General features: G+C 41.3%; 20 protein-coding genes. 12 read left to right on the plus strand and 8 right to left on the minus strand.

What is annotated here, in order from left to right:
* Positions 1-167 precede the first annotated feature (167 nt).
* Together J2S11_RS04180 and J2S11_RS04185 are read right to left on the minus strand one after the other, a co-directional pair.
* The gene (locus J2S11_RS04180) at positions 168-1,901 is read right to left on the minus strand and encodes a glutamine--tRNA ligase/YqeY domain fusion protein (protein ID WP_307391345.1); all 1,734 of its coding nucleotides are present in this window, start codon (positions 1,899-1,901) and stop codon (positions 168-170) included.
* Positions 1,902-2,084: 183 nt separating this feature from the next.
* A complete protein-coding gene (locus tag J2S11_RS04185) occupies positions 2,085-3,875 on the minus strand; it encodes a stalk domain-containing protein (RefSeq protein WP_307391348.1) in 1,791 nt (596 codons plus the stop codon).
* Between the two features lie 164 nt (positions 3,876-4,039).
* On the opposite strand from J2S11_RS04185, the gene J2S11_RS04190 reads away from it, so the two are divergent.
* The 3 genes from J2S11_RS04190 (at position 4,040) to J2S11_RS04200 (ending at position 6,688) form a co-directional block, all read left to right on the plus strand.
* A complete protein-coding gene (locus tag J2S11_RS04190) occupies positions 4,040-4,720 on the plus strand; it encodes a rhamnogalacturonan acetylesterase (RefSeq protein ID WP_307391351.1) in 681 nt (226 codons plus the stop codon).
* 151 nt (positions 4,721-4,871) lie between these two features.
* Entirely contained in the window at positions 4,872-5,648 is a 777-nt protein-coding gene (locus J2S11_RS04195; RefSeq protein WP_307391353.1) for a MerR family transcriptional regulator, read from the plus strand.
* Entirely contained in the window at positions 5,645-6,688 is a 1,044-nt protein-coding gene (locus tag J2S11_RS04200) for a C45 family autoproteolytic acyltransferase/hydrolase (protein WP_307391356.1), read from the plus strand. Before J2S11_RS04195 ends, J2S11_RS04200 begins: the two co-directional genes overlap by 4 nt.
* 332 nt (positions 6,689-7,020) lie before the next feature.
* Here J2S11_RS04200 and J2S11_RS04205 read toward each other — a convergent pair whose 3' ends face one another.
* The 3 genes from J2S11_RS04205 to J2S11_RS04215 all read right to left on the minus strand — a co-directional run bounded on the left by J2S11_RS04205 (position 7,021) and on the right by J2S11_RS04215 (position 8,840).
* Entirely contained in the window at positions 7,021-7,620 is a 600-nt protein-coding gene (locus tag J2S11_RS04205) for a class I SAM-dependent methyltransferase (RefSeq protein WP_307391359.1), read from the minus strand.
* Between the two features lie 139 nt (positions 7,621-7,759).
* Positions 7,760-8,497 carry an SDR family oxidoreductase gene (locus J2S11_RS04210; protein WP_307391362.1) on the minus strand — a complete coding sequence of 246 codons (738 nt, stop codon included), beginning with the start codon at positions 8,495-8,497 and terminating at the stop codon, positions 7,760-7,762.
* Between the two features lie 88 nt (positions 8,498-8,585).
* Complete coding sequence (locus tag J2S11_RS04215) at positions 8,586-8,840, minus strand: Atu4866 domain-containing protein (protein ID WP_307391826.1); 255 nt, start codon at positions 8,838-8,840, stop codon at positions 8,586-8,588.
* A 382-nt stretch (positions 8,841-9,222) separates the two neighbouring features.
* Here J2S11_RS04215 and J2S11_RS04220 point away from each other — a divergent pair, with 382 nt between their 5' ends.
* On the plus strand, positions 9,223-10,137 hold the full coding sequence (locus tag J2S11_RS04220) for an AraC family transcriptional regulator (RefSeq protein WP_307391365.1): 915 nt from the start codon (positions 9,223-9,225) through the stop codon (positions 10,135-10,137).
* A 64-nt stretch (positions 10,138-10,201) separates the two neighbouring features.
* On the opposite strand, the gene J2S11_RS04225 is transcribed toward J2S11_RS04220, so the two are convergent.
* Positions 10,202-11,407 carry an MFS transporter gene (locus J2S11_RS04225; protein WP_307391367.1) on the minus strand — a complete coding sequence of 402 codons (1,206 nt, stop codon included), beginning with the start codon at positions 11,405-11,407 and terminating at the stop codon, positions 10,202-10,204.
* A gap of 189 nt (positions 11,408-11,596) precedes the next feature.
* Here J2S11_RS04225 and J2S11_RS04230 point away from each other — a divergent pair, with 189 nt between their 5' ends.
* Positions 11,597-12,190 (plus strand): TetR/AcrR family transcriptional regulator, encoded by a 594-nt coding sequence (locus J2S11_RS04230; protein ID WP_307391368.1) that lies wholly within the window; start codon positions 11,597-11,599, stop codon positions 12,188-12,190.
* 368 nt (positions 12,191-12,558) lie between these two features.
* A complete protein-coding gene (locus J2S11_RS04235; RefSeq protein ID WP_307391371.1) occupies positions 12,559-13,236 on the plus strand; it encodes a copper amine oxidase N-terminal domain-containing protein in 678 nt (225 codons plus the stop codon).
* A gap of 112 nt (positions 13,237-13,348) precedes the next feature.
* Here the strand turns inward: J2S11_RS04235 and J2S11_RS04240 are convergent, their stop codons facing one another.
* On the minus strand, positions 13,349-14,095 hold the full coding sequence (locus tag J2S11_RS04240; protein ID WP_307391374.1) for a hypothetical protein: 747 nt from the start codon (positions 14,093-14,095) through the stop codon (positions 13,349-13,351).
* Positions 14,096-14,258: 163 nt separating this feature from the next.
* Here J2S11_RS04240 and J2S11_RS04245 point away from each other — a divergent pair, with 163 nt between their 5' ends.
* From J2S11_RS04245 to J2S11_RS04270, 6 genes are all read left to right on the plus strand, one after another.
* Positions 14,259-17,477: a DEAD/DEAH box helicase gene (locus J2S11_RS04245; protein ID WP_307391377.1), complete on the plus strand. Its 3,219-nt coding sequence runs from the start codon at positions 14,259-14,261 to the stop codon at positions 17,475-17,477.
* Positions 17,478-17,817: 340 nt separating this feature from the next.
* Positions 17,818-18,867 carry a FecCD family ABC transporter permease gene (locus J2S11_RS04250; protein WP_307391380.1) on the plus strand — a complete coding sequence of 350 codons (1,050 nt, stop codon included), beginning with the start codon at positions 17,818-17,820 and terminating at the stop codon, positions 18,865-18,867.
* Entirely contained in the window at positions 18,867-19,886 is a 1,020-nt protein-coding gene (locus J2S11_RS04255) for a FecCD family ABC transporter permease (protein ID WP_307391383.1), read from the plus strand. Before J2S11_RS04250 ends, J2S11_RS04255 begins: the two co-directional genes overlap by 1 nt.
* 81 nt (positions 19,887-19,967) lie before the next feature.
* Positions 19,968-20,984: an ABC transporter substrate-binding protein gene (locus tag J2S11_RS04260; protein WP_307391386.1), complete on the plus strand. Its 1,017-nt coding sequence runs from the start codon at positions 19,968-19,970 to the stop codon at positions 20,982-20,984.
* A 66-nt stretch (positions 20,985-21,050) separates the two neighbouring features.
* Complete coding sequence (locus J2S11_RS04265; RefSeq protein WP_307391389.1) at positions 21,051-22,841, plus strand: ABC transporter ATP-binding protein; 1,791 nt, start codon at positions 21,051-21,053, stop codon at positions 22,839-22,841.
* On the plus strand, positions 22,838-24,583 hold the full coding sequence (locus tag J2S11_RS04270; protein ID WP_307391392.1) for an ABC transporter ATP-binding protein: 1,746 nt from the start codon (positions 22,838-22,840) through the stop codon (positions 24,581-24,583). The genes J2S11_RS04265 and J2S11_RS04270 overlap by 4 nt, the downstream gene beginning before the upstream one ends.
* 81 nt (positions 24,584-24,664) lie before the next feature.
* On the opposite strand, the gene J2S11_RS04275 is transcribed toward J2S11_RS04270, so the two are convergent.
* Complete coding sequence (locus J2S11_RS04275) at positions 24,665-25,687, minus strand: AraC family transcriptional regulator (RefSeq protein WP_307391395.1); 1,023 nt, start codon at positions 25,685-25,687, stop codon at positions 24,665-24,667.
* Positions 25,688-25,716 lie beyond the last annotated feature (29 nt).

Genomic DNA, 25,716 nt, shown 5'->3' on the forward strand with positions numbered 1-25,716 from the left:
AGAAGCTCCTCCTTTAATTATGGATATTATGAGTCTATAATGTATACTATAGTGCAAAATATGCTATTTGTAAACTGATATGACTCCTATTTAAGTGAAACGAAAAGAGCCTGTCCCAAGTAGAAAATTCTACTTATGAAACAAACTCTTTTTATCTGCTTTTATTCCTATAACGTAAACGAGCTTTTCAGAGAAACAATCTCGTTAAATACGAGCTTGTCGGCCGTTGTGTCCTTGGAGTCTACGTTAAAATAACCGTGTCTAAAAAATTGAAACTTATCCTGCGGCTGTGCACCCTTCATATTAGGCTCTACAAAACCGTTTAAGCGTTGCAGCGAGTTTGGGTTGATAGTGTCTAGGAATGTTTTCTCTGCTCCGTTGTTCGTTTCCACCGTTCCATCTTTTTCTTCAGCTTCCGTCACTTCCACCGTTTCCTCAGTTCCTTTTGCAATCCCATTGTTCTCCTCAGCTAACACAAGTGGCTGATACAAACGGAATTCAGCAGGAACTGCTTGAGAAGCTTCCACCCAGTGAATCGTTCCTTTTACTTTTCTGCCAGTAAAGCCCGTTCCACTTTTCGTTTCTATATCATACGTACAGTGAATCTCAACCACTTGGCCCTGATCATCCTTAACTACATCCTCACATTTAATAAAGTAAGCATGCTTCAGACGTACCTCGTTACCAGGGAATAAGCGGAAGTATTTGTTCGGAGGGTTTTCCATGAAATCCTCCTGCTCAATATAGATTTCTCTAGAGAATGGAATCTGTCTCAATCCCATTTCAGGATTCTCTGGATTAATCTCAGCATCAAGATATTCCACTTGTCCCTCTGGATAATTTGTAATGACCACTTTAAGCGGTCGAACAATCCCCATTGTTCGTGGACAAGTTAGCTTCAAGTCCTCACGTACAAAGTGATCCAGCATTCTAGCATCTACGGCACCGTCTCCCTTAGAAACACCTAACTCACGACAGAATGTACGAATAGCACTTGCTGTGTACCCTTTTCTTCTCAAGCCAGAAATCGTAGGCATACGAGGATCATCCCAGCCATCCACGATACCCTCATCGACAAGAAGCTTAAGCTTCCTTTTACTCATAAAGGAAACACTAGTCAAATTTAAGCGTCCAAATTCGATTTGCTGAGGCTGGCTATCCATCTCACATTCTGCAACAACCCAGTTATATAAGGGGCGTTGATCCTCAAACTCTGTGGTACAAAGAGAGTGTGTTACATCCTCAATCGCATCCTCTAATGGATGAGCATAGGCATAAACAGGGTAAAGACACCATTTGTCACCTGTATTGTGATGAGTAGCATGAGAAATACGATAAAGAACAGGGTCTCTCATATTAATATTAGGAGAGGACATATCAATCTTCGCTCTTAGTACCTTTTCTCCGTTCTTGAACTCACCATCACGCATACGCTTAAATAAATCCAAATTCTCCTCTACAGAACGGTCGCGGTGAGGACTGTCTTTTCCAGGCTCCTTTAACGTACCACGATATTCGCGGATTTCATCAGGAGAAAGATCGTCCACATAGGCCTTCCCTTTTTTTATCAGGAGCAGGGCACGTTCATACATCTCTTCAAAGTAATCCGAGGCAAAAAACAGGTTGTCCCACTCATAACCTAGCCACTCAACATCCTCTTTAATCGCATTGACGTACTCCGTATCCTCCTTAAGCGGGTTCGTATCGTCAAAACGCAGATTGGTTGTGCCCTTAAATTCATCGGCTAAATCAAAGTTGATGATAATCGATTTGGCATGTCCAATATGTAAATACCCGTTCGGCTCCGGAGGGAAGCGAGTGGTGACATGAGTTCGTTTACCTGTTGCCAAGTCCTCTTTAATAATGCTTCTGATAAAATTGTTTGAGTTATTATGCTCCACTGTTTTCAACCTTCCTCATTGTTTAAATTCTTCTGTTATTCATCTCGCTATTCATAGCTAAAAAGGGACTATGAAATCGAATATAAAATAGCAAGAAAAAGCAATCTTCCTTAGTAGTTTATCCTTGTTAGTAGCTATTGTAACACAACAAATAGAGGAATATTAACTAGCCTCAGAGAATTTTTACAATTCCTCATTCACCGGCTCTTCATCCATCTGTTTTTCATATACAGGAAGAAAGAGAACATGTAACGGTAAATTACTGCCAGATGCTAGAACAAACGAAAGCTCTACGGTCTCCTCATAAAAACCCGTACGATACAGGACACCAGCTTCATGTTGATTTCGAAGAATACTTGTGTCAGTAGCATGGACCACCTGTCCATTGACTAGAAACGCACCAGCATAATGTCCCCCTCTAGCATTTAGAGCGACTAGCGTGTGTGGGGCTACTTGAAGCTTCGTGGTATATAAAATACCTTGATTCCCTCTGTTCAATTCTCGTGATCCAGTGATCCGATCGACCCCTTGAACAATCTCATCAAACTCTGTATCCCCAATAACAAGACGTTGAGGAGCATACCCTACACTTTCTACTTCCACTACCTCAAGGGTGCGATTAGCCCCATGAAACGTTCCTCTAATGTGTTTACCGTCTCGCTTCAAAGATTTTAATTCTGAAAGAACTTCAATAGGGTCCGTATCAGCAGCTGTAACTACAATAGAAAACGTCAACTCTTTATTTGTGTAAACATCTGTATAGGTAGTCATCGTTAATCCAGAGCGGAGAAGCGATTCATTTACCTCAGGTACAATTATTTTTGACTGCCCAGCCTGAATACGTATGGTTGAATGCTTACGTGAATTCATCCAAGAAGTGAGATACCTAGAAACGGCAGTCTTTCCACTTGTAGAGACGAAAGTGGTGGGACCTCCCTGACCAAAAGCACGGATATCTACTAGAGCCGATGTACGATGTGGATTTGTAGCGATAAGATGGATTCTCATATTTTGATTGGCTAGGTTCTGATTATGCGTATTAAAGCGAATAAGACCAGAAAGTGTATCCTGATAAGCAATTCCTTCCTCTCCGTTTAAGTGCTCTGGGCTATTACTACGCACAAAGGTTACATTCTCAGGATGAACGGTGTAAGCTATAGGCTCAAACTCTAAAACAGACGGACCAGCAATAGGGAACTTATCACCAACAGGAGTAAAAAGGCGATAGAACTCCTCCTCAGAGTGAAGCTGTACATCCGTTACGGTGATCGTATGCCGAACGGAATTTTTAAGTCCATGCCGATCCTCAACCTCTAAGTGGATCGTATAATCCCCGGGCTTAAAAAAGGCTGGCTCATTTCCCTTCCATGTTCTTCGAACAATCTGATCCTCATCATCATAGCTTTGATCCGTGTATCGGATAGGCTCACCTAAGCGATACTCCTGCTTATCCGTCTTAAAAGCGGCAATCGGCGCGGTGTTAGGTGCTAAATAAGAGTCCTTCCATTTGAACGTGATGGAGTCCTTAGTTACTGCAAAAGTGCTTCTTGTCAGCTCTGCCCAGGTGCGAACAGGTACCATTAAATAGCCCTGCTGTGTAAAAAGCTCCCCACTTGATTGTACCGTGCGTCCATTAACCCTAATGGTTGATGTATTAGCTTTAAAACGTATTTCTAGAGCGTCGTTCTTCACGATAGATTCTTTTGTATTGGGGTCAAAGGAAATGTTAAATTGGTAGACCTTTGCTAAGCTGCTTAAAGGAGCATACGTCACTCCATTTTTTAACGTGACGGGCTGTACGGCCTTTAGAGCTTGTCCGTTATGGGTGAAGGTGGTACTGTTTTGCCTAAGCACAAGCGTATGGATGGAGGAGGATGCTTCGATATCCTCTAGGGATTTGATGGGCAGAACCTGTATAATTAAAATAATGGATAAAACTTTCACTATAAAATTTTTCTTTACCAACCACTTCATTCAGCCTATCTCCCTCTAGTATTTATAATGTTTAGCTTATCTATTTTTTTCCTATATCTAAGAGTTATGTTTAAGGGGCTATTAAATAACTACATATTTCAGTAATCGGTATTTGGCTAGTCTTTTTTAATAGGAGAAATGAACGAACTTACAGGAGGTATAGCATGAAAAAAGTCAACATTTACTTAGCAGGAGATTCAACAGTGTCTTACTATGACACTTCCTATTATCCTAGATCTGGATGGGGGCAACTGTTGGGGAATTTAATGAATGAGCATGTTCACGTTCATAATAAAGCGTCTTCAGGGAGAAGCACAAAAAGCTTTATTGAAGAGGGAAGACTGTTGGAAATAGAAGGGCGGTTGGTTACAGGAGACTACCTGTTCATCCAGTTTGGACATAACGATGCAAAGCCTGACACAGAAAGACGAACAGAGCCTTTTACTACGTATAAGGAATATTTGCTGAAATATATTGAGGTAGCTAAAAGAAAGGGAGCATTTCCTGTGCTGTTCACTCCTGTACAGCGAAGGTCTTTTAATCAAGAAGGAGAGCTTCAAGCTACGCATGGTGAATATCCTAATGCTATGAAACAACTAGCTCAGGAAACTAAAACGCCCCTAATTGACTTAGGAGCTAAAAGTGAGAGGCTGCTTCAAGATTTAGGCACCGAAAAAGCAAAAGAGCTGTATTTATGGCTTAAACCAGACGCCCATGCTAACTACCCTTCTGGTATCCAAGATGATACTCACTTCTCAGAATACGGTGCGCTAGAGATGGCCAAGCTAGTGGTAGAAGGACTATTAGAGCTAGATTTACCTCTGTCTCAATATGTAATTAAATAGAATGATACTGTTTTAAACACTAGGGTACCGTTTGCTTTAGTGTTTATTCATTTTAAGTAGATATTTTTAAATATCCTCTTGACCTTCAAGTAACTTGAAGGTGTACGATTAGACTGGATGAAGAATGAAGAAAGGAGGTAGCAAGCACATCATGATGACCATTGAAGCTTTCTCGAAAAGGTCAGGACTTTCAAAAAGTACGTTAAGATACTATGAGTCTGAAGGGCTGTTGCAGACAACTAGAGGAGAGAATGGATATCGGTTATTTTCGGAAGATCAAATTCATAAGGCACAGCTGATACAAAGTCTGCGTTTAGCAGATGTACCTATTTCTGAAATTAAGAGATATTTACATGCAGCGTTACCGGAGCGGGAACAACTGAAGCAGGGCTGGATAGAAGAGCTGAGAAGGAAGCATCAGCTTTTAGGTATTGGTTTACAATATCTAGAGTCGTCTGGTGAGAAAGAGTCCATTTTTTTAGTTGAACATGAAGCAGAGACGATAATTTGGTTTGCAGAGGAAGCCCCAATGGGTGGTTTCAATGAAACATTCTTTAGAAGAGGAAAAGAGCTTAGACAGGTGAGAATATCTTACCATAACACTTATTTAAAGTACTTGTCTGGCCTTAATTCGGTAAAAGCATTAGTTGGATTTGGCATTTCCAAAAGAGACCTTGCTCATGTAGATCATGTACATGACATTTACTCTATTGAGAATTTGCCTTCAAGCGTATGTCTAACGTTACCATTTACTGAACCCATATTTAAAATAGCAGAGGCCTATAAAGCCCTTGTAAAATATGCCTATACTCACGAATGGATTGCTGCAGGGCCGATTATTGAGAAATATAAAGGGGCAGACTCTAGACGTATGGAGATATTGCTGCCAGTAGCCAAGCTACATAAAATGGAGGGGAAAAGAGGATGAGGGATTTCAAATATGAGGATTTAATCGTTAAAGTCATAGAACTAAAAGGGAATTATAAAGAAATTGGTTTTACGCAAGGAAAAACTATTGACCCAGCTATTCATCGTGCTTGCGAGAATTTAATGATGTTTAGAGAGACTGCTTTCTCAGACACTGAGGCAAGGGAGGTTGTGCAGGCTTTACTTCCACAACTAGGGGAGGAGATAGATGGGCTAGCAGCAGGACTAGGGATCCCCCTTGAGAGGGCACTAGAACTATATAGTGGTTATGATTTTCCCTTTCCAGAAATGGGCTGCACGACAATGATACAAGGCGATTATTATGTGCGAAACTATGATTTTGGGCCAAGCTTTTATGACGCTAGGTTTGTGTTTAATAAGCCTAACAACGGCTATGCAAGTGTTGGGTTTAGTGGCCAAATTATCGGTCGATTAGATGGTATGAATGAGAAAGGCCTCACTGTAGGACTCCACTTTGTGAATAATAAGAAAGGCGAAAAAGGCTTCGTAGCCACTACAATTGGGCGTTCGATTTTGGATCATTGCTCCAATACGGATGAAGCCATTAACCTAATAGAGAAACTCCCACATGGATATGCTTTCAATTATTCCATAACGGATAAGTACGGGAACAGTGCCTTAGTAGAAGCTTCTCCACACAAACAACATATTGAAAAAGTAAATCCTGTTATGTGTACCAATCATTTTTTGCATCAAGATATGAGGAGCGAAAACAGAGAGTATATTCAAAGCTCTCTAGAGCGTAGAAGCTTCCTTCAGGAATTAAGTACATGGAGGGAAGAATTATCGCCACTTCAGTTGTTTCGTCAGTTCAATGATGAAAAATCTCCGCTATTTTATAAGCAATATCAGCAATTCTTTGGTACGCTGCATACCGTTGTATACTCTCCAAAAACGTTAGACGTTATGGTTGGGGTGGGGGGGAACAGTGAACCGATAGCTCTATCATTAAAAGATTGGTTAGATAGCTCTGCTCAACTTCCTGATATAATAAAAGGAAGGATTCAGCTTGGCGTATAGAGCACAGAGCACATCGTTTAATTTCAAACAGTTTTTGAATATCCAGAGGTATAATACTCTCCGTTACCCAAAGGTTAAAAGACATTACAAAAGGGGCTGTTTAGAAAGTTATCCCTCGATTTTTGGTCACCCACCATAAAAAAAGACACTTCTTCCCCACTTTTATGTGGATTAGAGGTGTCCTTCTGTGTTTATTGGGACTGTCTCACTCAGTTCTACCTTTTTAGGGCAGTCCCTTAAGTTTAGGGCCATGGATAGGGTACCTGAAGCTATTTTCTTAATAACCGCCCTTTTTACTAGGGCAGTTCAACCTTGCCATAGAAAGAAATTTATTAGTCTGAAACCTTACGGAAAATTATAAAATCAGCTGAGGATAGCTCTTTGTAACGCTGCGGAATGATCTCGACAATTTTAAAATCCGAAAACTGTGACAGGTAGCTCATAATATCTCTATCCTTTATCGTATCAATGACTTGGGGATCAGTTCCATCCGTTATACGAGTATATAGAATAACAAACTGAGTGGACGCTTGAAAAATATCCTGTAATGTCGCTTTGAAATCCTCCTCATCCGTAATATGATAGAGTACATCCAAACAGACTACCAAATCTGCTTGTAAAAACCCCTTGTTCACGAAAGCTCCAGGTACATACTGTAGAAAGCTCTTGCTATCATCCTCTTTAAACTTTTCGGCACAAAGCTTAATCGAACTGGAGGCCACGTCTAATCCAAGATATTCAGGATAGTTCATGAGCTGGAGCTGATTCCCGTCACCACAGCCGAACTCAATTACTTTTTGTACGCCATGCTTTAAGCATAACGTATTGATAACCTCTGCTTTAAAGGCAGCAAGGACACCGTACGAGCCATCTCCTGATGTTCCTCCTGTTTGATACGTATTTTCCCAATATTTAATGTAGTTAAAAGACAAAGCTCTGCCTCCTTAGTGTTATTACACACAGATTTCGACTCTTATATCCTATGCAGGAGGAGAGTTATGTGCTTATCAAATGATTTGCCTTTAAGGGTTATTATTGCCGAAAGATTAACCTCTGCTCGCTTTGAACGGATTAAGCAAGCGATGCGGTAGGTCTGACAACAAGTTCGTTCACGTCTACATCAGTTGGCTGTTCAATAGCGTAAGCGATAGCCCGAGCAATGGAGGAAGCCGGAATGGCTTCACGCCGATATTCTTTCATTAGCTGTCTTGCCTCCTCATCCGATATGCTCTCGGCAAGCTCTGACTCCGTTACACCAGGGGATACTAATGTTACCCGAATATCTCGACCAACCTCTTGTCGCAAGCCTTCAGTGATAGCACGAACAGCGTATTTTGTAGCGCAGTATACGGCTGCAGTAGGAGAGACCGCATAGGCCCCGATGGAAGCCACATTAACGAATTGTCCAAATCCTTGCTCCTTCATAACCGGAATCCCGGCAGCAATGCCATGTAGTACACCACGGATATTGACATCAATCATACGGTTCCATTCATCAACCTTCAAAGCATCAAGTGGTGATAGTGGCATGACACCTGCATTGTTTATGACGACATCAAGGTGTCCAAACTCCTTTTTGGCCAATTGAACAATGGCCTGCACCTGTTCGAGGTCTGTCACGTCTAGCTGCTGATATATCGCCGAGCCTCCTTCAGATTGAATGTCGGCTACTAAAGCCTCCAGTCTATCCAATCTCCGAGCCCCGAGGACAACATGGGCACCTTGCTCTGCAAGCAAGCGTGCCGTACCTTCACCAATCCCACTGCTAGCCCCAGTAATAACAACAACCTTTCCCTTAATTCCAGACATCTTACCAACGCTCCTTTATTAATGGTTTGTTATACGATTTGTTTATAGTATTTGACTTTCTAGATTGTCCAATTTGAAACTTTCCAACTTACTCTTCACGGTAAAGCACCATACCAGCATGGTATAACACTCCATCTCGAAATTCGCCATCTGCTGTGAAGCCAGTGTCATCGAGATATTCGATGTAATCTCCTGTGATAGTATAGCTTCCTTGATAGGCGCTTTCGCGATCTCCACGTGCTTCATCATATCTTCCATTTGGTAGCAATTCATGACGGATATATCCGTCCTCAGTCACCCACATGCCAACATAAGGATGCGGATGTGTGCTGTTGTTTTTCATCTCACCATCGCCTTTCTCGCCGGAATCATTGTTTTCCTCAATCTGATTTGTATGACCACTCTGCATGTCTGCAATTGCTTCAGGTCCTTCACTGCTACAAGCGGAAGGGATTAGTATCAAACCAATGGCTATGAACAGCTGTAACCAAAATCTTCTTCCTGATAACAAGTCTCCATCCTCCTTATCGTTTCTAAAGTGACGTTTTGTTGAATGGGATAAAAAGAGGTGCCGATATGGTAAATGCATTCAAGTGGTTACTAATCCCAATTATGACGTCTTGCTGAAGCAAGGTGGTAGTCGGATCGTGTGCTATTATTGCCTAATCCTCCAATGTTGTATAAAATCAAGTACAACAACAATTAGGAATCTGGAGGGGCTCGAAATGGGAGAACAGTTTTTTAGAGAAAGGGAAGAATTGGGTCAATTAATTGAGCGGTTCTCGAAGCAAGATGGTACGCATGAGACGGCTATACCTTCCTTACGTTTCATTCGTGCTTCTCAGATATCTGAGCCGGTTCATGCGGTATATGAGCCATCTCTGTGCGTCGTTGCTAAGGGGTCAAAGATAGTTATGTTGGGACCGGAGAGCTATAGATATGGTCCAGCCAATTACTTAGCCGCTTCTGTTCATTTACCCATTACTGGGCAAGTGGTTGAAGCAACTCCCGTGGCACCGTATTTATCTCTGCAGCTGCAATTCGATATGAATCAGATTCTCGAAGTTATTCAGAACTCTGATCAAAGGGAAGAAGGAAAACGAGACAGGCATAATTCTAAACGCGGCCTGATGATTAGCGGAATGAATGCTTCTCTCCTCGATGCCGTACTACGGCTCGTTAGGCTACTGGATCATCCACATGACATACCTGTACTAGCACCGTATACAATCGGAGAGATTATTTATCGAATTCTCCAGGGAGAACAAGGTGATGCGATTAAACAGTTCGCTTTGATAGGCAGTCATGCTCAAAGAATTGCCAAGGTAATAGAGCGACTAAATCGCGATTTTGCACTACCGTTACGCATTGATGAATTAGCGGAAGAATCCCATATGAGCCCTTCATCCTTTTTTTATTACTTCAAGGAAGTCACGGCGATGAGCCCGATCCAGTATCAGAAGCAGGTTAGATTACAGGAGGCTCGGCGTTTGCTTTTCTCCTCAAAGATAGATGCCGCTGATGCTGCTTTCCTTGTCGGCTACGAAAGTCCTTCACACTTCAGTCGTGAGTACGCGCGCATGTTTGGGCAACCGCCAATTAGGGATATCATGCGTTTCCGTGATTCATTGGATGCTTAACAGAAAATTATCCATTAAAAAGCAAGCTTCAGCCAAGGCTTGGAGCTTGCTTAAAAAAACTATCTTATGATTTCACATACGTTTTCCCTTTAAACCATACAAGAATAGCGACAATCATTCCCAAGATGCCTGATACAAACAAGATAAGTTGAATATTATAGCCAGCTGAAACTAAAGCACTGACAATACCATAGGCGATAGGATCAAAGCCATTCATAGCTAAATAAACAATACTCATCACTCGTCCCATGATTCGATTGTCCGTAAATTCCTGTATCGCTGTAAAAATAGGAACAAACACAAAAGCCATTGAAAATCCTATAAAAAACACTACTCCAGTTAGAAGTGCCAAGTTCGGGGCCAAGCTAAAGATGAGTAAGGATATAAGGGAAGAAAAAAGCCCCATTAAAGAGGTGAATCCTTTACGCTTCAGCTTAACAAAGCTCATAATAAGTGTTCCAGCAACCATTCCAATCCCAAGACTTACTTCCATGTAGCTTAGATGAATCGGTGTCCCGCCGAGCGTATCGACCAGGATGGGAATAGCAATTTGTATACCTCCAAAAATAAAAAAGTTTAATGTAATCAACACTGTAATGCCTGTAAGCAGAAATGTAGATGAGCGAACATAAGTGAAGCCTTCGCGGAAATCTTTTAATGGACTTTGTTTTATGTTGTTCTCTACGGGCTCTTCTTTAATAAATGGAGGAAAGATAATGACAGCTGATAATAGAACCAAAACGGTTGCCACCAAATAACTTGTTGAAACTCCCATTGTCTCCATAATCAGTCCTGCAAGTATGGGGCCTATAATAAATGAGACTTGGTCAGCCCCTTGAAAATAAGCGTTTGCTTGCTGTAATTGAGATTTTTCAACAATTTTAGGAATCATGGATGAACTGGCTGGCCCAAAGAACGCATCAAGCATCCCGAACAATCCTGACAGCATAAATAATAAAAGCATAGTCATTGAATCTGTATCGACAAGCCAATAAATAACGAATAACGAAATAGCTTGAACTAAGTTTGTGCTGAACATGATCGTTGTTTTTTTATATTTATCAGCTAACACTCCACCGAAGGTGATGAGGAGCAAGCGAGGGATAGTCGCTGCCATCAAAACAAAACCTAGCATACCAGGAGAGCCCATTTCGCTTACTACGTACCAGGTTGTTGTTGTCAGAAACAAACTAAAGCCTACAACGGCGAAAATACCAGCGATAAGCAAAAGCATGTAAGTGCGATTACGAAAAATAGATTTTTGTACCATAGTTATTACTCCTTTAATTAATAAAGCTAATAGATTAGGAACCTACCGTTAGGTCGGAAATAGGGACTAAAAAACTGCCTTTACATAGCAGGGTAGCAATGATAACATTAAATCAACATAAACTACCTACCGTTAGGTCGCATAACAGGAAGTATATCTCAAACTAATTTAATTGTAAAGGAGAATGATATGCATACGAAGGAGAAGATCAAGCTAGCTGGAATAGAGCTTTTCTCGATTCTTGGGTACGAAGCAACTTCAATGAGTAAAATAGCAGAAAAGGTGGGGATCAAGAAACCGTCCCTTTATGCTCACTATAAAAATAAAGAAGAGATATTTATGGCTGTAGTGGATCAAATGTGTGTGGACTATGTTGAGTTTACTGAAGCTTCTTTAGCAAAGTCAGCTGACACAGAAGAAGAAAGGCTATTCGTCGCCTTTTTGGATCATGTCCTGCATTTTTATAGTGATGAAACGGAAAATCAATTCTATAATCGTATCCTACTGTATCCTCCTTCAGAGCTAGAGGAACAATTAACGAAGGCAACGAATGAAAGTCAGGAACGAGTTAATGCTGTTATGGAGAATGCTATTAAAAGAGCCAAAATGTCCGGTGAAGTTGATAACGATTTAGACGAACGAGATGTTGTTTTTACTTACTTTTGTTTATTGGAGGGCATAGGAAATACGATTACTCTTTACTCATTGACAGATATAGAACGAAACGCTAAGAAAGTATGGGATATATTTTGGCGTGGTATAAAAAAGAGTGAGTCTCGATAAACGGGCTCATTCTTCTTTTATTTTCTCTCAAATGAATGTTTATTTTGGTTTGCAATATTCACAAAAAAAATAAAATAGAAAATTATTTGTTTATGATTTCAGGGAGAGGTTATAGATTAATATATAGAATCCAAAAATTGGTTGGAGTTATCTAGGAGAGTGGCCTCGTGATGGTACCGCTTCGCTTTAGCTTTATAACCAGTCTAACTGGATCAACCGTGAAATAGGACCCTAGCACTCAAAGCATTCTAATTGAATACTCAGGCTGAAATGGAAGTAGAGGATGCTCGCAAATTTGTCGCAACCAAATTAAGTGCACATGCGTCTTTTATTAATAGATGTTAAAAATTAACTTGGAGGCGACTTCTATGAAAAGGAAGGTAGCGGTTTTTACTCTGGCTATTATGCTTGTAGTATCAGCTTTAGCAGGAAGTATATTTGCAGCCAATACCATTCAACTGGTGGTTAACGGCAAATTCGTTAAAACTGACGTAGCCCCTTTGATAACACAGGGACGGGTTATGGTTCCCATTCGTTTTGTTTCGGAAGCCCTGGGTTACAATATTCAGTGGGACCAAGGAAAAAAGCAGGTGTCCATTGACAGAGAAGTCTGGAAAGAGCCTATTCAGGATGGGGATAAATTGGAATTAAGGGGTGCTGCTAACACAGTTAGCTCGTACCTTGTACTTCTCCAATCTGTGTATGATCCGACATTGAACGATCCGACAGACTACCAAAGGCTAATAACAGGAAATAATGAAATTTTTATGCCAAGCTATGGAGGCTCTAGCCTGAACTACATTCCTTCATATGAGATTTTGGATGGGCGATTAGTACGGTCCAATCAAGAAGTAACAGCTGAAATTGCAGCGAGTTACTGGTTGTTAACGACTACCGAACAGCGTTACACCAAATATACAAAAGTATATACGTTGAAGAAAGAAATCGTTGACGGTACATCGGTTTGGCTAATTGACAGTGAGACAACCATCAACACAGAAACGTATGAAGAAATGCCAGCTAAACTACATGCTCCTTTTGAATAGTATCCTACTATCTGTCCTTTCATACGAAAAAGCAGGTCCTAATGCCGATCGCGTTGGAACTTGCTTTTTTCTTTCATTACTTTAAATCTGAAGATTTTTGATCTAAAGAAGTTTAATCGATTATTTCTGTCAGTGTAATCGTCGATACTTCAAGCTTCTCATCATACTCTACAGTTGCTGTTACAGCGAATAAAGCAGGAGAGACCGCACCAGGCAATTCAGCTCGTAGCTTATTGTCAGTCGCGTCGTAGCGGATGATTTGTCCGAAACTTACGAATTCATTCCAAACGCCAACATCCGACTCGTCAAAGGTCATGGATATTTCTTGATCGTCCCATTTGACATTCACGGTTACTCTGCCATCAACTTCATGGGTGATGCTAGATTCCACATGTTGTTGTAGATAAGCAACGGGATCTTCCACTGGGATTTCCGAAAGATCCTCTTGATGTAATACATGAATCTCTTGGACATGGGCTCCGGTTCCTGTTCCAATGGTTAAAATGACGACGATTTCTTCTGTCCCATCTTCGTTGACATCTGCTTTCTTCACGACAGGGCTATACGTTTCATTGGTTACAGTATACCAAGGAAACGTTTTGCTTGTTGCTTCTGTTTGTACCGTAATTCCTTTATACACATCGTCTGATTTTTCATCAGCAAGTAGCTTGACTCCTTCAATTGAGAAAATGATTTCTTTGCTCTCAATGATCTGTGATTCATCTTGCGCCGGGCTCTGTTCATTCTCATTTTGGATCGTGCCACTGGTATCGATATTTTCATCCTCTTGATTCGTATTTACCACCCCACACCCTGTAAGAAGGAATGCAATAATCATGATACTAATTACTTTTTTCATCCACGTTTACCTCTTTCATCCTATATGTCTTCTCCTAATTATATACAAAAAATAGACCTTAGAGCTAGAAAGGGAGTTTTCCAACCATTAGGATTTGCGGTCACAACGTGATAAAATAGAAAGAATACGTATTAAGTCCGGCCGAATAGGATGGAGGAAAAACATGTTTAAAATCGACCTCGAAGCGATACATCCCATTGAGATTGAAAATATGTGCACGAATGCTCGTACGTATAAAAGAGGAGAGAGCTATTTTTTTAATGAAAATGTAAAGCAAATCAAGTTTCATCAAGCAGAGAGAAAGGCTACTGCGATTGTAGAAGGAGAGGAGAGCTATAGGAGTACGATTCTCTTTAATACTCTTGGTGAGGTGAAAAAATATAGTTGTACGTGTGAAGCGTATGGCACATATCCCGGAGCTTGTAAGCATATAGCCGCCACCATGCTTGAGATTTATGAAAGATATTCACATCAAGCCTTCCAGCAGAAGGGTCAGGAGCCCGCTCATCCGATGATCGAATCCTTTAAGGAATCCTTTCGTGCGCAGCCAAAGGTAATAAAGGAAACCAAGGAACGCTTGCATATTCACTTTGAGCTCAATTTCCAAGAAAGCCCCTATCAGCGGATTGTTGAACAGGTAGAAATCAGAATAAAAGCAGGAATTCACCGTCCTTATTTTGTCAAAAACCTGGATGATTTTTTGTATGCCCTTGATCAGGAGCTTACGTACCCTCTCACTCCTAAATTTGAATTTGACCCCGATGATCATTTTGTAGAGGAACAAGATCTTTATATTCTCCAGCAATTTCTGAAGCTCCAAGGCATTAAAAGAACCTCCTACAATGGGAGGCGAATGTTTTTTGAGGAGGAGCCTAAGGATGATCGTTTTATCGTTCCGGATGTGTTGTTCCCCGAAGTCCTTACTCTATTAGAGTCCGCTTCGCATGTGTCCTATAAAAATAAATTTGATCGAACTCTTCCTCTGCTCATTACTGAGCTGGAGAAGCATGATATTACCTTTGACATTGAACCATCTACCGAGGGGAAGACCGTTTACTTAAAATTAGCGAACATAGCTGAGTATACGTTCTTTTTAAAGGAGCATAGAGTTGTTTTGTATGGCGAGCATTTAATCCGCCTGAATGAGGAGCAAGCTCACATTATGGAGATGCTATTTGCTGAAGCTGAAAGCGAAGAATACATGGCAAAGCTTTCCCACCCTCAGCTTGAGGAGTTTTGCTCCTATGTCCTGCCAAAGCTTGAACAGGTGGGACGCGTCCAAATGAAGGAAGAGGTAACAAGCCTTATTCAGCAGTATCCCTTAAAAGCTCGCTTAGAGCTTGACTTGAACGGGGGACTCCTAACTGGGCAACTCTTCTTTCAATACGGAGAGGAAAGCTGGAATCCATTATCTGTAGTAGCTATGGAGCCAAGAGAAACCGTTCTTAGGCGTGATTTAGAGAAAGAAGAAACACTTCTAGCCCTAATGTCTCAGACAGCCTTCATCGAAGAGGATGACGTGTATGTGGCTGAAGGGGAAGAACAGATGATAGAGGTCTTGTTCGAAGATCTACTTCAGATAGGAAAGTATGCGGATATTTACAGTACTGTAGCTGTGCAGAGAATGATGACGATTATAGAGGTGCCGCCAAGTATTCACTTAAGCACAAATGATCAAATGAACTGGCTAGACTTATCTTTCTCAATAGAAGGAATACCGGAAGAGGATGTAGACTCCGTGCTGAATGCGATTCGCCAGAATAGAAGGGTGTATCGTCTTTCGACAGGTTCGTTTGTTCATCTAGAGAATGATGTTTTCCAGGGAGTAAAAGAAGCTTTAAGACAGCTAGCTCCTGAAAAAGGTAATGTCTCTAGGAGGATGTCCGTCCCTTTGTATAAAGCAGTTGCCTTAGAGGAAGTAGCAGCTCAGAGATTTAAGCTATCAGAATCACTGAAGCAGCTTATTGAACAGCTGCGGCAACCAGAGACTATTGAATACGAAGTGCCAAAGAAGGTACAAGCGGAGCTTAGGCCATACCAGCAAACGGGGTTTAGGTGGCTACGTGCTCTCTCTCAGTTTGGCTTAGGGGGAATTCTTGCTGATGATATGGGTCTAGGAAAGACTCTACAGGCGATTACCTTTTTGCAATCTTTGTATGAGGAGAAGCCTTCACTTCGGGCTTTAGTTCTGGCTCCAGCAAGTCTACTCTATAACTGGAAAAAAGAATTGGAACGCTTCGCTCCAAGCCTGCAGACTTGTGTGATTGCGGGTACGAAAATTGAACGAGAGCAGCTGATGCAAGATCATCAGCGCGCTCAGGTGTGGATTACGTCCTACCCGTTGATTCAGCGAGATGAGGTCATGTTTGAAGGAGAGGTGTTTGATGCCCTCATTTTAGATGAGGCACAGGCTACTAAAAACGAAGCTTCAAAAACGACAAAAGCGGTGCGCAGCCTTCGTGCTTCTTCTATCTTTGCATTGAGCGGAACCCCGGTTGAGAATCGTTTGGAGGAGCTGTATTCTATTTTTCAAACGATCATGCCTGGGCTACTCGGAAGTAAAAAAAGCTTCAGAGGCTTAGAGCGACAAGAGATTGCTAAACGAGTGCGTCCCTTTATCCTACGAAGAATGAAAAAAGAGGTTCTTCAGGAGCTGCCAGACAAGATTGAACAGGTTCAGTACACGGATCTAACGGATGAGCAGAAGATGCTGTATCTAGCTCAGGTGAAGAGTCTAGCGAAAGAGGTAGACCAAGCAGCAGCAGAGAATCGTTTCCAGGAAAGAAGAATGCATATCTTGGCTGGGTTAACTAAGCTGCGCCAAATTTGCTGTCACCCGCAGCTTATCCTGCCTGATGAATCGTATGCTTCTGGAAAGTTTGAAAGGCTGCTGGAGCTTGTGCAGGAAGGGCTTGATGCGGACCATCGGATCGTTATCTTTTCGCAGTTCACTTCCATGCTCTCCCTTATTCGTCGAGAGTTTGATGAGCAGGGCTTACCGTATCATTATTTAGATGGCTCCACCCCTTCAGAGCAAAGAGTGGAGCTTGCAGAGCGTTTCAATAACGGGGAGCACTCTTTGTTTTTGGTCTCCATGAAAGCGGGGGGGACCGGGCTAAATCTTACGGGTGGAGATACGGTCATTCTTTTCGATACGTGGTGGAATCCTGCTGTTGAGCAGCAAGCGGCTGATCGCGTGTATCGCTATGGTCAGAAGAAAACGGTTCAGGTCGTTAAGCTTATTACCACGGGGACGATTGAAGAGAAGATGCTTGCCCTACACGAAAAGAAAAAAGCGTTGGTAGAGGAAATCATTCAGCCTGGAGAGCAATCATTAAGCAGCTTAAAGCTAGAGGATATTAAGGAGCTTCTAAAGGTGTAGACTGTGGAGGCTTCAGTTTGGAAGTGCATATACAATAACATTTCAAACGCTTTGCCAAAGGTGCAAATGAGTAAAAGGGTAGTTCCTTTGCTCTGTTCTGCATCTTTTTTTCGTCAATTAAACTGGGTTACATAGTAAATTAAAAAGCAAGTAAAATACAGTATTTATACGTAATAATTCTTATTTGTATCCCGACCTCATTTTTAATTTGGAATGAATAAACTTCCTGTAGGGATTGAAAACAACTAATAATAAGGAGTATAATTCATTATTGCGGAGTAAAAATATTATATTTAAATCGTAATAATTACTATTAAAAGAAAGGCGGTGAGGGTTACACTTGTCAAAGCGTAGCAACAAACAAACAGATAACTTAGAACAAAATAATATTCGCTCAAAACCGAGCTTGGCTATCTTTATTCTGTTTGTGGGCCTGCTTGCTCTTAGTGTATCCATTGCCGCCTCTGTATCTATGGGTGTTTCAGACATTAGCTTAAAGACGGTTTGGAAAGCTGTCTTTGAATTTAATGATGAACTGTTGGAGCACAGAGTGATTCATGAACTGCGACTTCCTAGGGCTCTAATAGGAGCATTGGTAGGAGCTGCTCTTGCTGTATCGGGTGCGCTTATGCAGGGTATGACGAGGAACCCTATAGCAAGTCCTGGGATCATGGGATTAAATGCAGGCTCTGCCTTTGTGCTAGCCGTTGCATTCGCTTTTTTTCCTGGCCTGCCTTATTCCTCGTTAATTATGTGGTCTTTTTTCGGAGCAGCGCTCGGAGCTGGGATTACCTATGGTGTTAGCTCTTTTTCAAAAGCAGGCTTAACCCCCATCAGGCTTGCTCTTGCAGGTACAGTTGTAGGAGCCCTTCTCAGCTCAGCTTCTACAGGGATCGCAATCTATTTTAATGTTGCTCAAGACCTAACCTTCTGGTATGCGGGAGGAATTGTTGGGTCTACTTGGATCAATGTGCTAGTACTAGTACCGTGGATAGCAATAGGTTTGGTAGCCGCATTGCTGCTAGCTAAATCCATTACTGTTCTTGGACTAGGGGAAGATACAGCGATTGCTCTTGGACAACGAATTAAGCTTGTTAAAATAGGAGGCATTCTTATTGTGATTCTTCTAGCAGGTGCGGCCGTATCTGCTGCAGGACCAGTTGGTTTTGTGGGGTTAATTATTCCTCACATTACACGTTTTTTGGTTGGTGTGGATTATCGCTGGATCATTCCTTGTTCAGCTATAATTGGGGCTTTGTTCCTTGTATTAGCCGATATCGGCTCAAGGCTTGTAAATGCTCCATATGAAACACCTATTGGTGTAATTACAGCTATTGTGGGTGTCCCCTTCTTTTTCTATTTGGTTCGTCGTGATCGGAGGGGAATGTAATGGGTGCATTAGAGGATAGCAAACTAAGTAGTAGGAGAAAAGTAGTTAAAACTTTAATTCTTTTAGTATTGCTGATTATAGTAGTTTTTTTAATTAGCTTATCGGTAGGAAGCATTGAACTAGGAGAGGTGATACAGGCTCTGATCGGTTTAGGAAGCGATAGTCAGATGTTGATTATCTATCAATTTAGACTTCCCCGAATCGTTTTAGCTGGTTTGATAGGAGCAGGTTTAGCTGTGGCAGGGGCCATCCTACAAGGAATATCACGAAACGTTCTAGCTGATCCAGGTGTTTTAGGTATAAATGCAGGGGCAGGGCTTGCTGTAGCAGCATTTTCCTTAGCTTTTTCTAATGGTATTGCGTACTCCCCTTTTTTAATGCCTTTTTTCGCTCTGATAGGAGGGCTGAGCGCTGGGAGCATGATCTACATGTTAGCGATAAAAAAAGGAAAAGTTGCTCCTGTTCGGCTTATCCTCGTTGGCGTAGGGATGAGCTTAATATGCAGTGCATTATTAATTTTGTTACAAATTCGTATGGATCCTTTTGTCTTTATGTCCACAACCGTATGGCTAGCGGGGAGCCTTGCAGGAACGACCTGGCTTACTGTGGGTGTATTACTTCCCTGGATTCTATTCTTGCTCCCGATGGCTATGTATAAAGCTAGAACACTCAATATCTTAAATATGGGGGATGAAGTAGCTAAAGGCCTTGGAGTTCATGTAGAACGTCAAAGATTAGGGCTATTAGCTATAGCTATTATGCTTGCATCTGCCTGTGTAGCTGTTGGGGGTGGTATTTCTTTTGTTGGACTCGTAGCCCCGCACATCACACGTCGTTTGATTGGGCCCAAGCATGAGCATCTATTACCCGTCTCTGCTTTAATTGGTGCCTTGTTATTAATGATAGCCGATATACTGGCACGTCAGCTATTAACAACAAATGAAATGCCTACGGGAATCATCGTTTCTTTGGTTGGAGCCCCTTATTTCCTCTATCTTCTAGCTACTTCAAAAAGGTGAGGCTAGAGCTTTATTTTGTAATGACACAAAGACAAGCTAGTTATTTTAAAACCATTGTAAAGATGAAAGGAAGAGTGAAAGATGATAAAAAAATATTGGTTAGTAGGAACCATCCTATTATTAAGTGTTGTACTTGTTGCTTGTAACGGTGGCGAAGCAACGGATGTAGGGAACAGTGGAGAGATGACGAATAGCGAATTAGAAGCAGGCATAGAAAATGAAAACGAGGGAGATCAATTAGAATCAGAAGTGTATCCATTGACTATTCAACACGCTAAAGGAGAAGAGGTTATTCATGAAAAACCAGAACGCGTTGCTATTATTTTTGAATGGTTTAACACGGATAATTTATTATCACTTGACATTGAGCCTATTGCTATGACGAATGATCCAGCATGGTACGGAAACGATTTAGGCATTGCCTCCTATTTAGTAGATGAGCTAGAAGGTATTGAACTATTAGGTAGTAGAGAGAGTGCTGATGTTGAGAAGTTAACTCTAGCTAATCCAGACTTAATCCTTAGTGTGAATGTACCTTTTTTGGACAAACAGTACGATCAATTTAAACAAATTGCACCAACTTTAATGCTTGATAATTATAGAGGGGATTGGAAGGACTATCATCGTCAAATAGCCGCTATTTTTGGCAAAGAGAAGGAGGCAGAGGAGACCATTCAAAGGCTTGAAGAAAAAGCGCAACATGCAAGGCAGGAGCTTGAAGGGAGTATAGGCGAAGACAGTCTGGCTGTTGTCCAGCTCTTGCCCAAAACAATACGTTTATATGCTCAGGATGGCATAAATGAGTTATTGTATGACGATCTAGGTATCACACCTGTCCCAGAAGCAGTGCAAGCACAAGGAGTGGAGGAGATTTCCCTTGAAAGTCTTGCCGATATTAACCCCGATCGAATTCTATTATATTGGACTCAGGCTGAGGAATTAGCTGAAATTGAAAAATCAGGTGTTTGGCAGGGACTGAAAGCGGTACAGAACGGCAATGTTTATTTTCCTGAACGAACAGTGGAATGGAATCCTCACGCACCAATTGGAAGGGATGTCTTGCTTGATCAAATCGTGGAGACATTTCGTGCAAACTAAAGGTTACTTACATGGAGAAGCTGCTGCTCTAAAGCAGCAGCTTCTTTAAAAAGGAGGTTTATGTTTATGAAGGGAGGACAACACACTTTTCAGTTGATGAGAGTATCTGGATCAAAAAAGCGGTATCTTGTCTTTTCCATCTTTTTTAGCATGCTATCAGCTTTGTCGCAAATGGTTCCATATGCTACGACCTATCTCCTCCTTGCTGAGTTAATGAATACGATGACTGGAAGCGTCACTCTTGAATATAGTTATATTTGGAGCTTAGTATGGATCTCTTTAGGCGCACTAGTTTTATCGGGAATTAGCTTATTTGTTGGTTCAATGTTTGCTCATGTAGCCGCCTATGATATCATCTACCATTTACGCTTAAAGCTAACTCAGAAGCTGAGCGAGCTACCATTAGGCTATCATCAGGTCCATTCAAAAGGAACATTAAAGGGAACTGTGATGACCGATACAGAGCGATTAGAAGGCTTTATAGCACACTATTTACCAGATACAGTGACCGCTATTCTTTTTTCAACAGGGGTGCTGACTTATTTATTTATCTTGGATTGGCGTCTAGCATTATTTCTTCTAATCCCTATTGGAGTCGCTATGTTTTTTCAGTGGTTTGCTTTTCGGAATGAAAAAGGGAAGGAAATTATTGATCAATTCTTTAATAGTATAGCTCAAATGAACGGCACGATTGTGGAATATGTTCAAGGTCTTCCTGTACTGAAGGTATTTAATCAAACGGTGTATTCCTTTCAACGGTTTTCGCGAGATGTACAAGCTTTTCATGACTATGGAAAGGCGTATAGTATCTATTCCATACCATCCTTTGCGTTACTTCTGGTGGCTCTTCCGTCTGCTTTTGTGTTTATTATTCCCGTGGGTGCGATTCTATTAGCAAATACAGATGACTATAGCTACTATGTCACGATTGTATTCTTGTTTTTGCTGCTAAGTAATGGATTATTTCTCCCTATTTATAAGCTGATGTATGTAGGTTCTAGATCAAGACAGATTCATAAAGCACTAGCTGGTATTACAAAAATTTTGAATGAAGAAGTACTACCGGAGGGGTCCCATACAAAGAAGCCAAATTCCTTTGACATTCAGTTTGATACGGTAGGATTTAGCTATGAAAACAAGGTAGCTTTAAAGGATGTTTCTTTCTATGCTAAGCAGGGGACGGTTACGGCATTAGTCGGTCCTTCTGGAGCAGGAAAAAGCACAGTTGCCCATTTAATTGCTCGCTTTTGGGATGTGTCCAGTGGGTCTATAAAGATAGGTGGAATGGACGTTAGGGATCTAAAGACAGAAGCTTTATATGAGTGCTTATCCATCGTGTTTCAAGACAATTACATGTATTCGGATACGATAAGAAATAACATTCGTCTTGGGAATGCACAGGCCAGTGATCAGGATATTGAAAGGGCGGCAGAGGCTGCTCAGTGCCATACATTTATTCAAAAGCTTTCAGATGGGTATGATACGAAAGTGGGAAGTGATGGCGTCCATCTTTCAGGTGGGGAGTGTCAGCGAATAGCTATAGCTAGACTTTTACTAAAGGATAGTCCCATCGTCATTCTGGATGAAGCGACGGCTTATGCTGACGCAGAAAATGAGCTTTACATCCAGCAGGCACTAAACATTTTATTGCAGCATAAAACGGTATTGATCATTGCCCACCGCCTACCTACCATTCAGCAAGCAGATCAAATCATAGTGTTAGATCAAGGAGAGATTGAGGAAAAAGGAACACATACTCAGTTAATAGCACAAGAAGGTCTCTATGCAACCCTATGGAGGTTAAATGAAGAAGGTCATAAATGGACTCTAAAAACAGGAAAGGGGAAAGCGCTATGAGACGTATATTATCCTCTATTACTGACGGAAATCCGCAGCTATTAAAAAAATCTATTATTTTAAATCTATTAGCAGGAGTATTTCGTGCGCTCCCCTATGGGCTTGTCATTTTAGCTATTTATGAATTTATATCCCCTCTGCAAGATGGGGGTTCAGAGTTAAATGGTAGAAATATCATGTGGATTGTGATCGGTATTATTCTCTCATTAATTCTGCAATATATGTTTACGTATAAGGGGAATGTGGCTGCTTCTATAGCGTCCTTTGAAATAGGTAAGCAGGGGAGGCTAGCGTTTGGGGAACATTTGCGCAGGTTATCACTGGGCTTTTTCAAAAGCTATAATCGTGGAGATGTTGCGAATTTATTGCTTCAGGATTTTTCTCGCAAAGAACAGATTATTTATAATCTTGTTCCAAACGTATCAGGTGCTCTAGCCCTTCCGGTTCTTACAGCTATCTTTCTAGTTTTTTACGATTGGAGGCTAACACTAGCTTTAATATCAGTGTTGCCTATAGCCGCAGGTGTTATTGCTTTTGCTCTTTATTTATTGGGTGGGATAGGAAGGAAAATTAATAGTCACGTTAATCGTTCTGCTCATTTATTACTAGATTATCTTGATGGTATGAAGGCCATTAAGCTGCATGGCCGAACAGGCCCACAGTTTCAAGCATTACAAGAGGCCTTTCAAGAAACAAAGCTACAGCAGATCAAGTCTGAGGTATTTACAGTACCACTAATCCTTTTAGCCAATAGTGTAATCCAAGCTGGTTTTGTGCTGGTGCTATTGCTTGGTAGCTATTATTTTATAGGTGGGACACTAACACTTCCCATATTTATTTTGTTTCTTATTGTATCAACCCGCTTTTATGAGCCCTTCTTTCAGCTATTAATGGATGTTACACTCATTCGTTTTTTTCAGCTATCTGTTAAACGTATAGATGAAGTGAAATCGGAGAGGCTACTACCTGGAAATCAGCCATTCCCTGCGGGAGCACCATCGATCAAGTTTGATAAGGTTACCTTTTCGTATGGGGGTAGGAATGTATTAAGAGACGTTACCTTTTCCATTTCTGCTCATCATTTAGTAGCATTGGTGGGGACATCAGGATCAGGAAAAACGACAATTACGCGTCTGCTCGCCCGATTTTGGGATGTTCAAGAAGGTAGGATTACGATTCAGGGGGAAGATATTAAAACACTTGATCAGGAGCAGCTACTATTGAATATGAGTATGGTGTTTCAGGATGTATACTTGTTTAAAGACACAATATATAACAATATTAAAATTGGTCATCCAGAAGCTACCTACGAGCAAGTGGTTGAAGCGGCTAAGAAAGCGCACTGTCATGACTTTATCTCGAATTTGCCAGACGGTTATGAAACCCAGGTAGGAGAAGGTGGGTCTACCTTATCGGGTGGGGAGAAACAAAGGATATCTATCGCTAGGGCGCTACTCAAGGATGCCCCCATTCTTCTCTTGGATGAGGCCACTGCCTCTTTAGATCCTGAGAACGAATGGTTTATTCAACAGGGTCTGCAAGCGTTAATCCAAAATAAAACCGTTATAGTCATTGCCCATCGTTTGCATACGATTGTACACGCTGATCAAATTATTGTGCTGGACGAGGGAGAGGTTACTGCTACAGGGACGCATGAAGAGCTTCTAGCACAAGATGGCATCTATTCGAGGCTTTGGAGCATTCAGCAATCAGCTAGAGGCTGGAAGATTAGTAATACCTAATAGATGTTCGCTTTCGTCAACCAAAGAACGAAATGCTATGATGGCGCTACTCCAGCTGTAGCGCCATCTCATAGTGATCTATCAATTGGTATTTTTCAAGGCTAGAGACTGCAGGCGATAATCTCGTGGAGTGGTTCCGAGCTTCTCGCGAAATGCTTTGGCAAAATGACCTGTGCTAGAGTAGCCCACTTCAATGACTATATCGTAAATGCTCAAGTCCTCGCGTTCTAGTAATAACTCCCTCGCCTTTTCAATCCTGGCCTCTTTGATGTAGGAAAAAACGGTTTGACCATACATGCTTTTAAAGCCTTCTTTTAGCTTATGAGTGTTCAGGTTAACTGCTTTTGCTAACTGAGGGATAGATAAAGGGTCAGCCAAGCGGTTGATGATGATTTCCTCTGCTAGCGCTAGCTGTTGTTTGTCATGTTGACTTAGGAATACTTTTGTGTGCGATTCATTTTTTTCCTGAATGACTTTTTCTAGTGACGTTGATATGATTTCACTCGCTTTACTTTCTAAGTAGATTAACTTCGGAATACTACTTAAGCGGCAGCGATCGATTTCCATGAAAGGAATTTTTAAGCTGGGATGAATCACTCTAGGCTGCATGAAATGAACATGTTTTTGCCTATTACCAGCTAATCTATCTTGGATGAACGAAGAGTTGCTATCATCTTGGTAAGAGAATAGTTGTGAAAGAGGATTAAAAGCTACTACGGAGATACATTTTATCGTTTGATTAGGAAGACACTCTAACCGGCCTTTAAAATGATTTTTGATATAAATCCCATATTGTCCTTCCTTCAGCTCAAATATTCCATCCTCTTCTTCTATGTGCCTCATGCTCCCGCTTAAGCAGTACACAACCTCAAATGCAGGTATAGCTACATCATAAGAAGTAACAAGTGTCTCCTTTAAGTGGATATTCAGCATCGTTACTTGTATACCATTATGCAACGTATATCGATCTAAGTATCCTGTACCGTATTCTTCTGCTACTTGATAGTGGCAGATTCTCCCTCTTTTTTCTTCCACACGATCAAATCGATCTACAAAAACCTGCCTAAATGCAACGGGAGTATCTATGTTGACTTTTTCATTCATTTTAGAACCTCCAGCTCTTAATAACAATC

Origin of the sequence: Bacillus horti, from assembly GCF_030813115.1 — a bacterium.
Classification (GTDB): domain Bacteria; phylum Bacillota; class Bacilli; order Caldalkalibacillales; family JCM-10596; genus Bacillus_CH; species Bacillus_CH horti.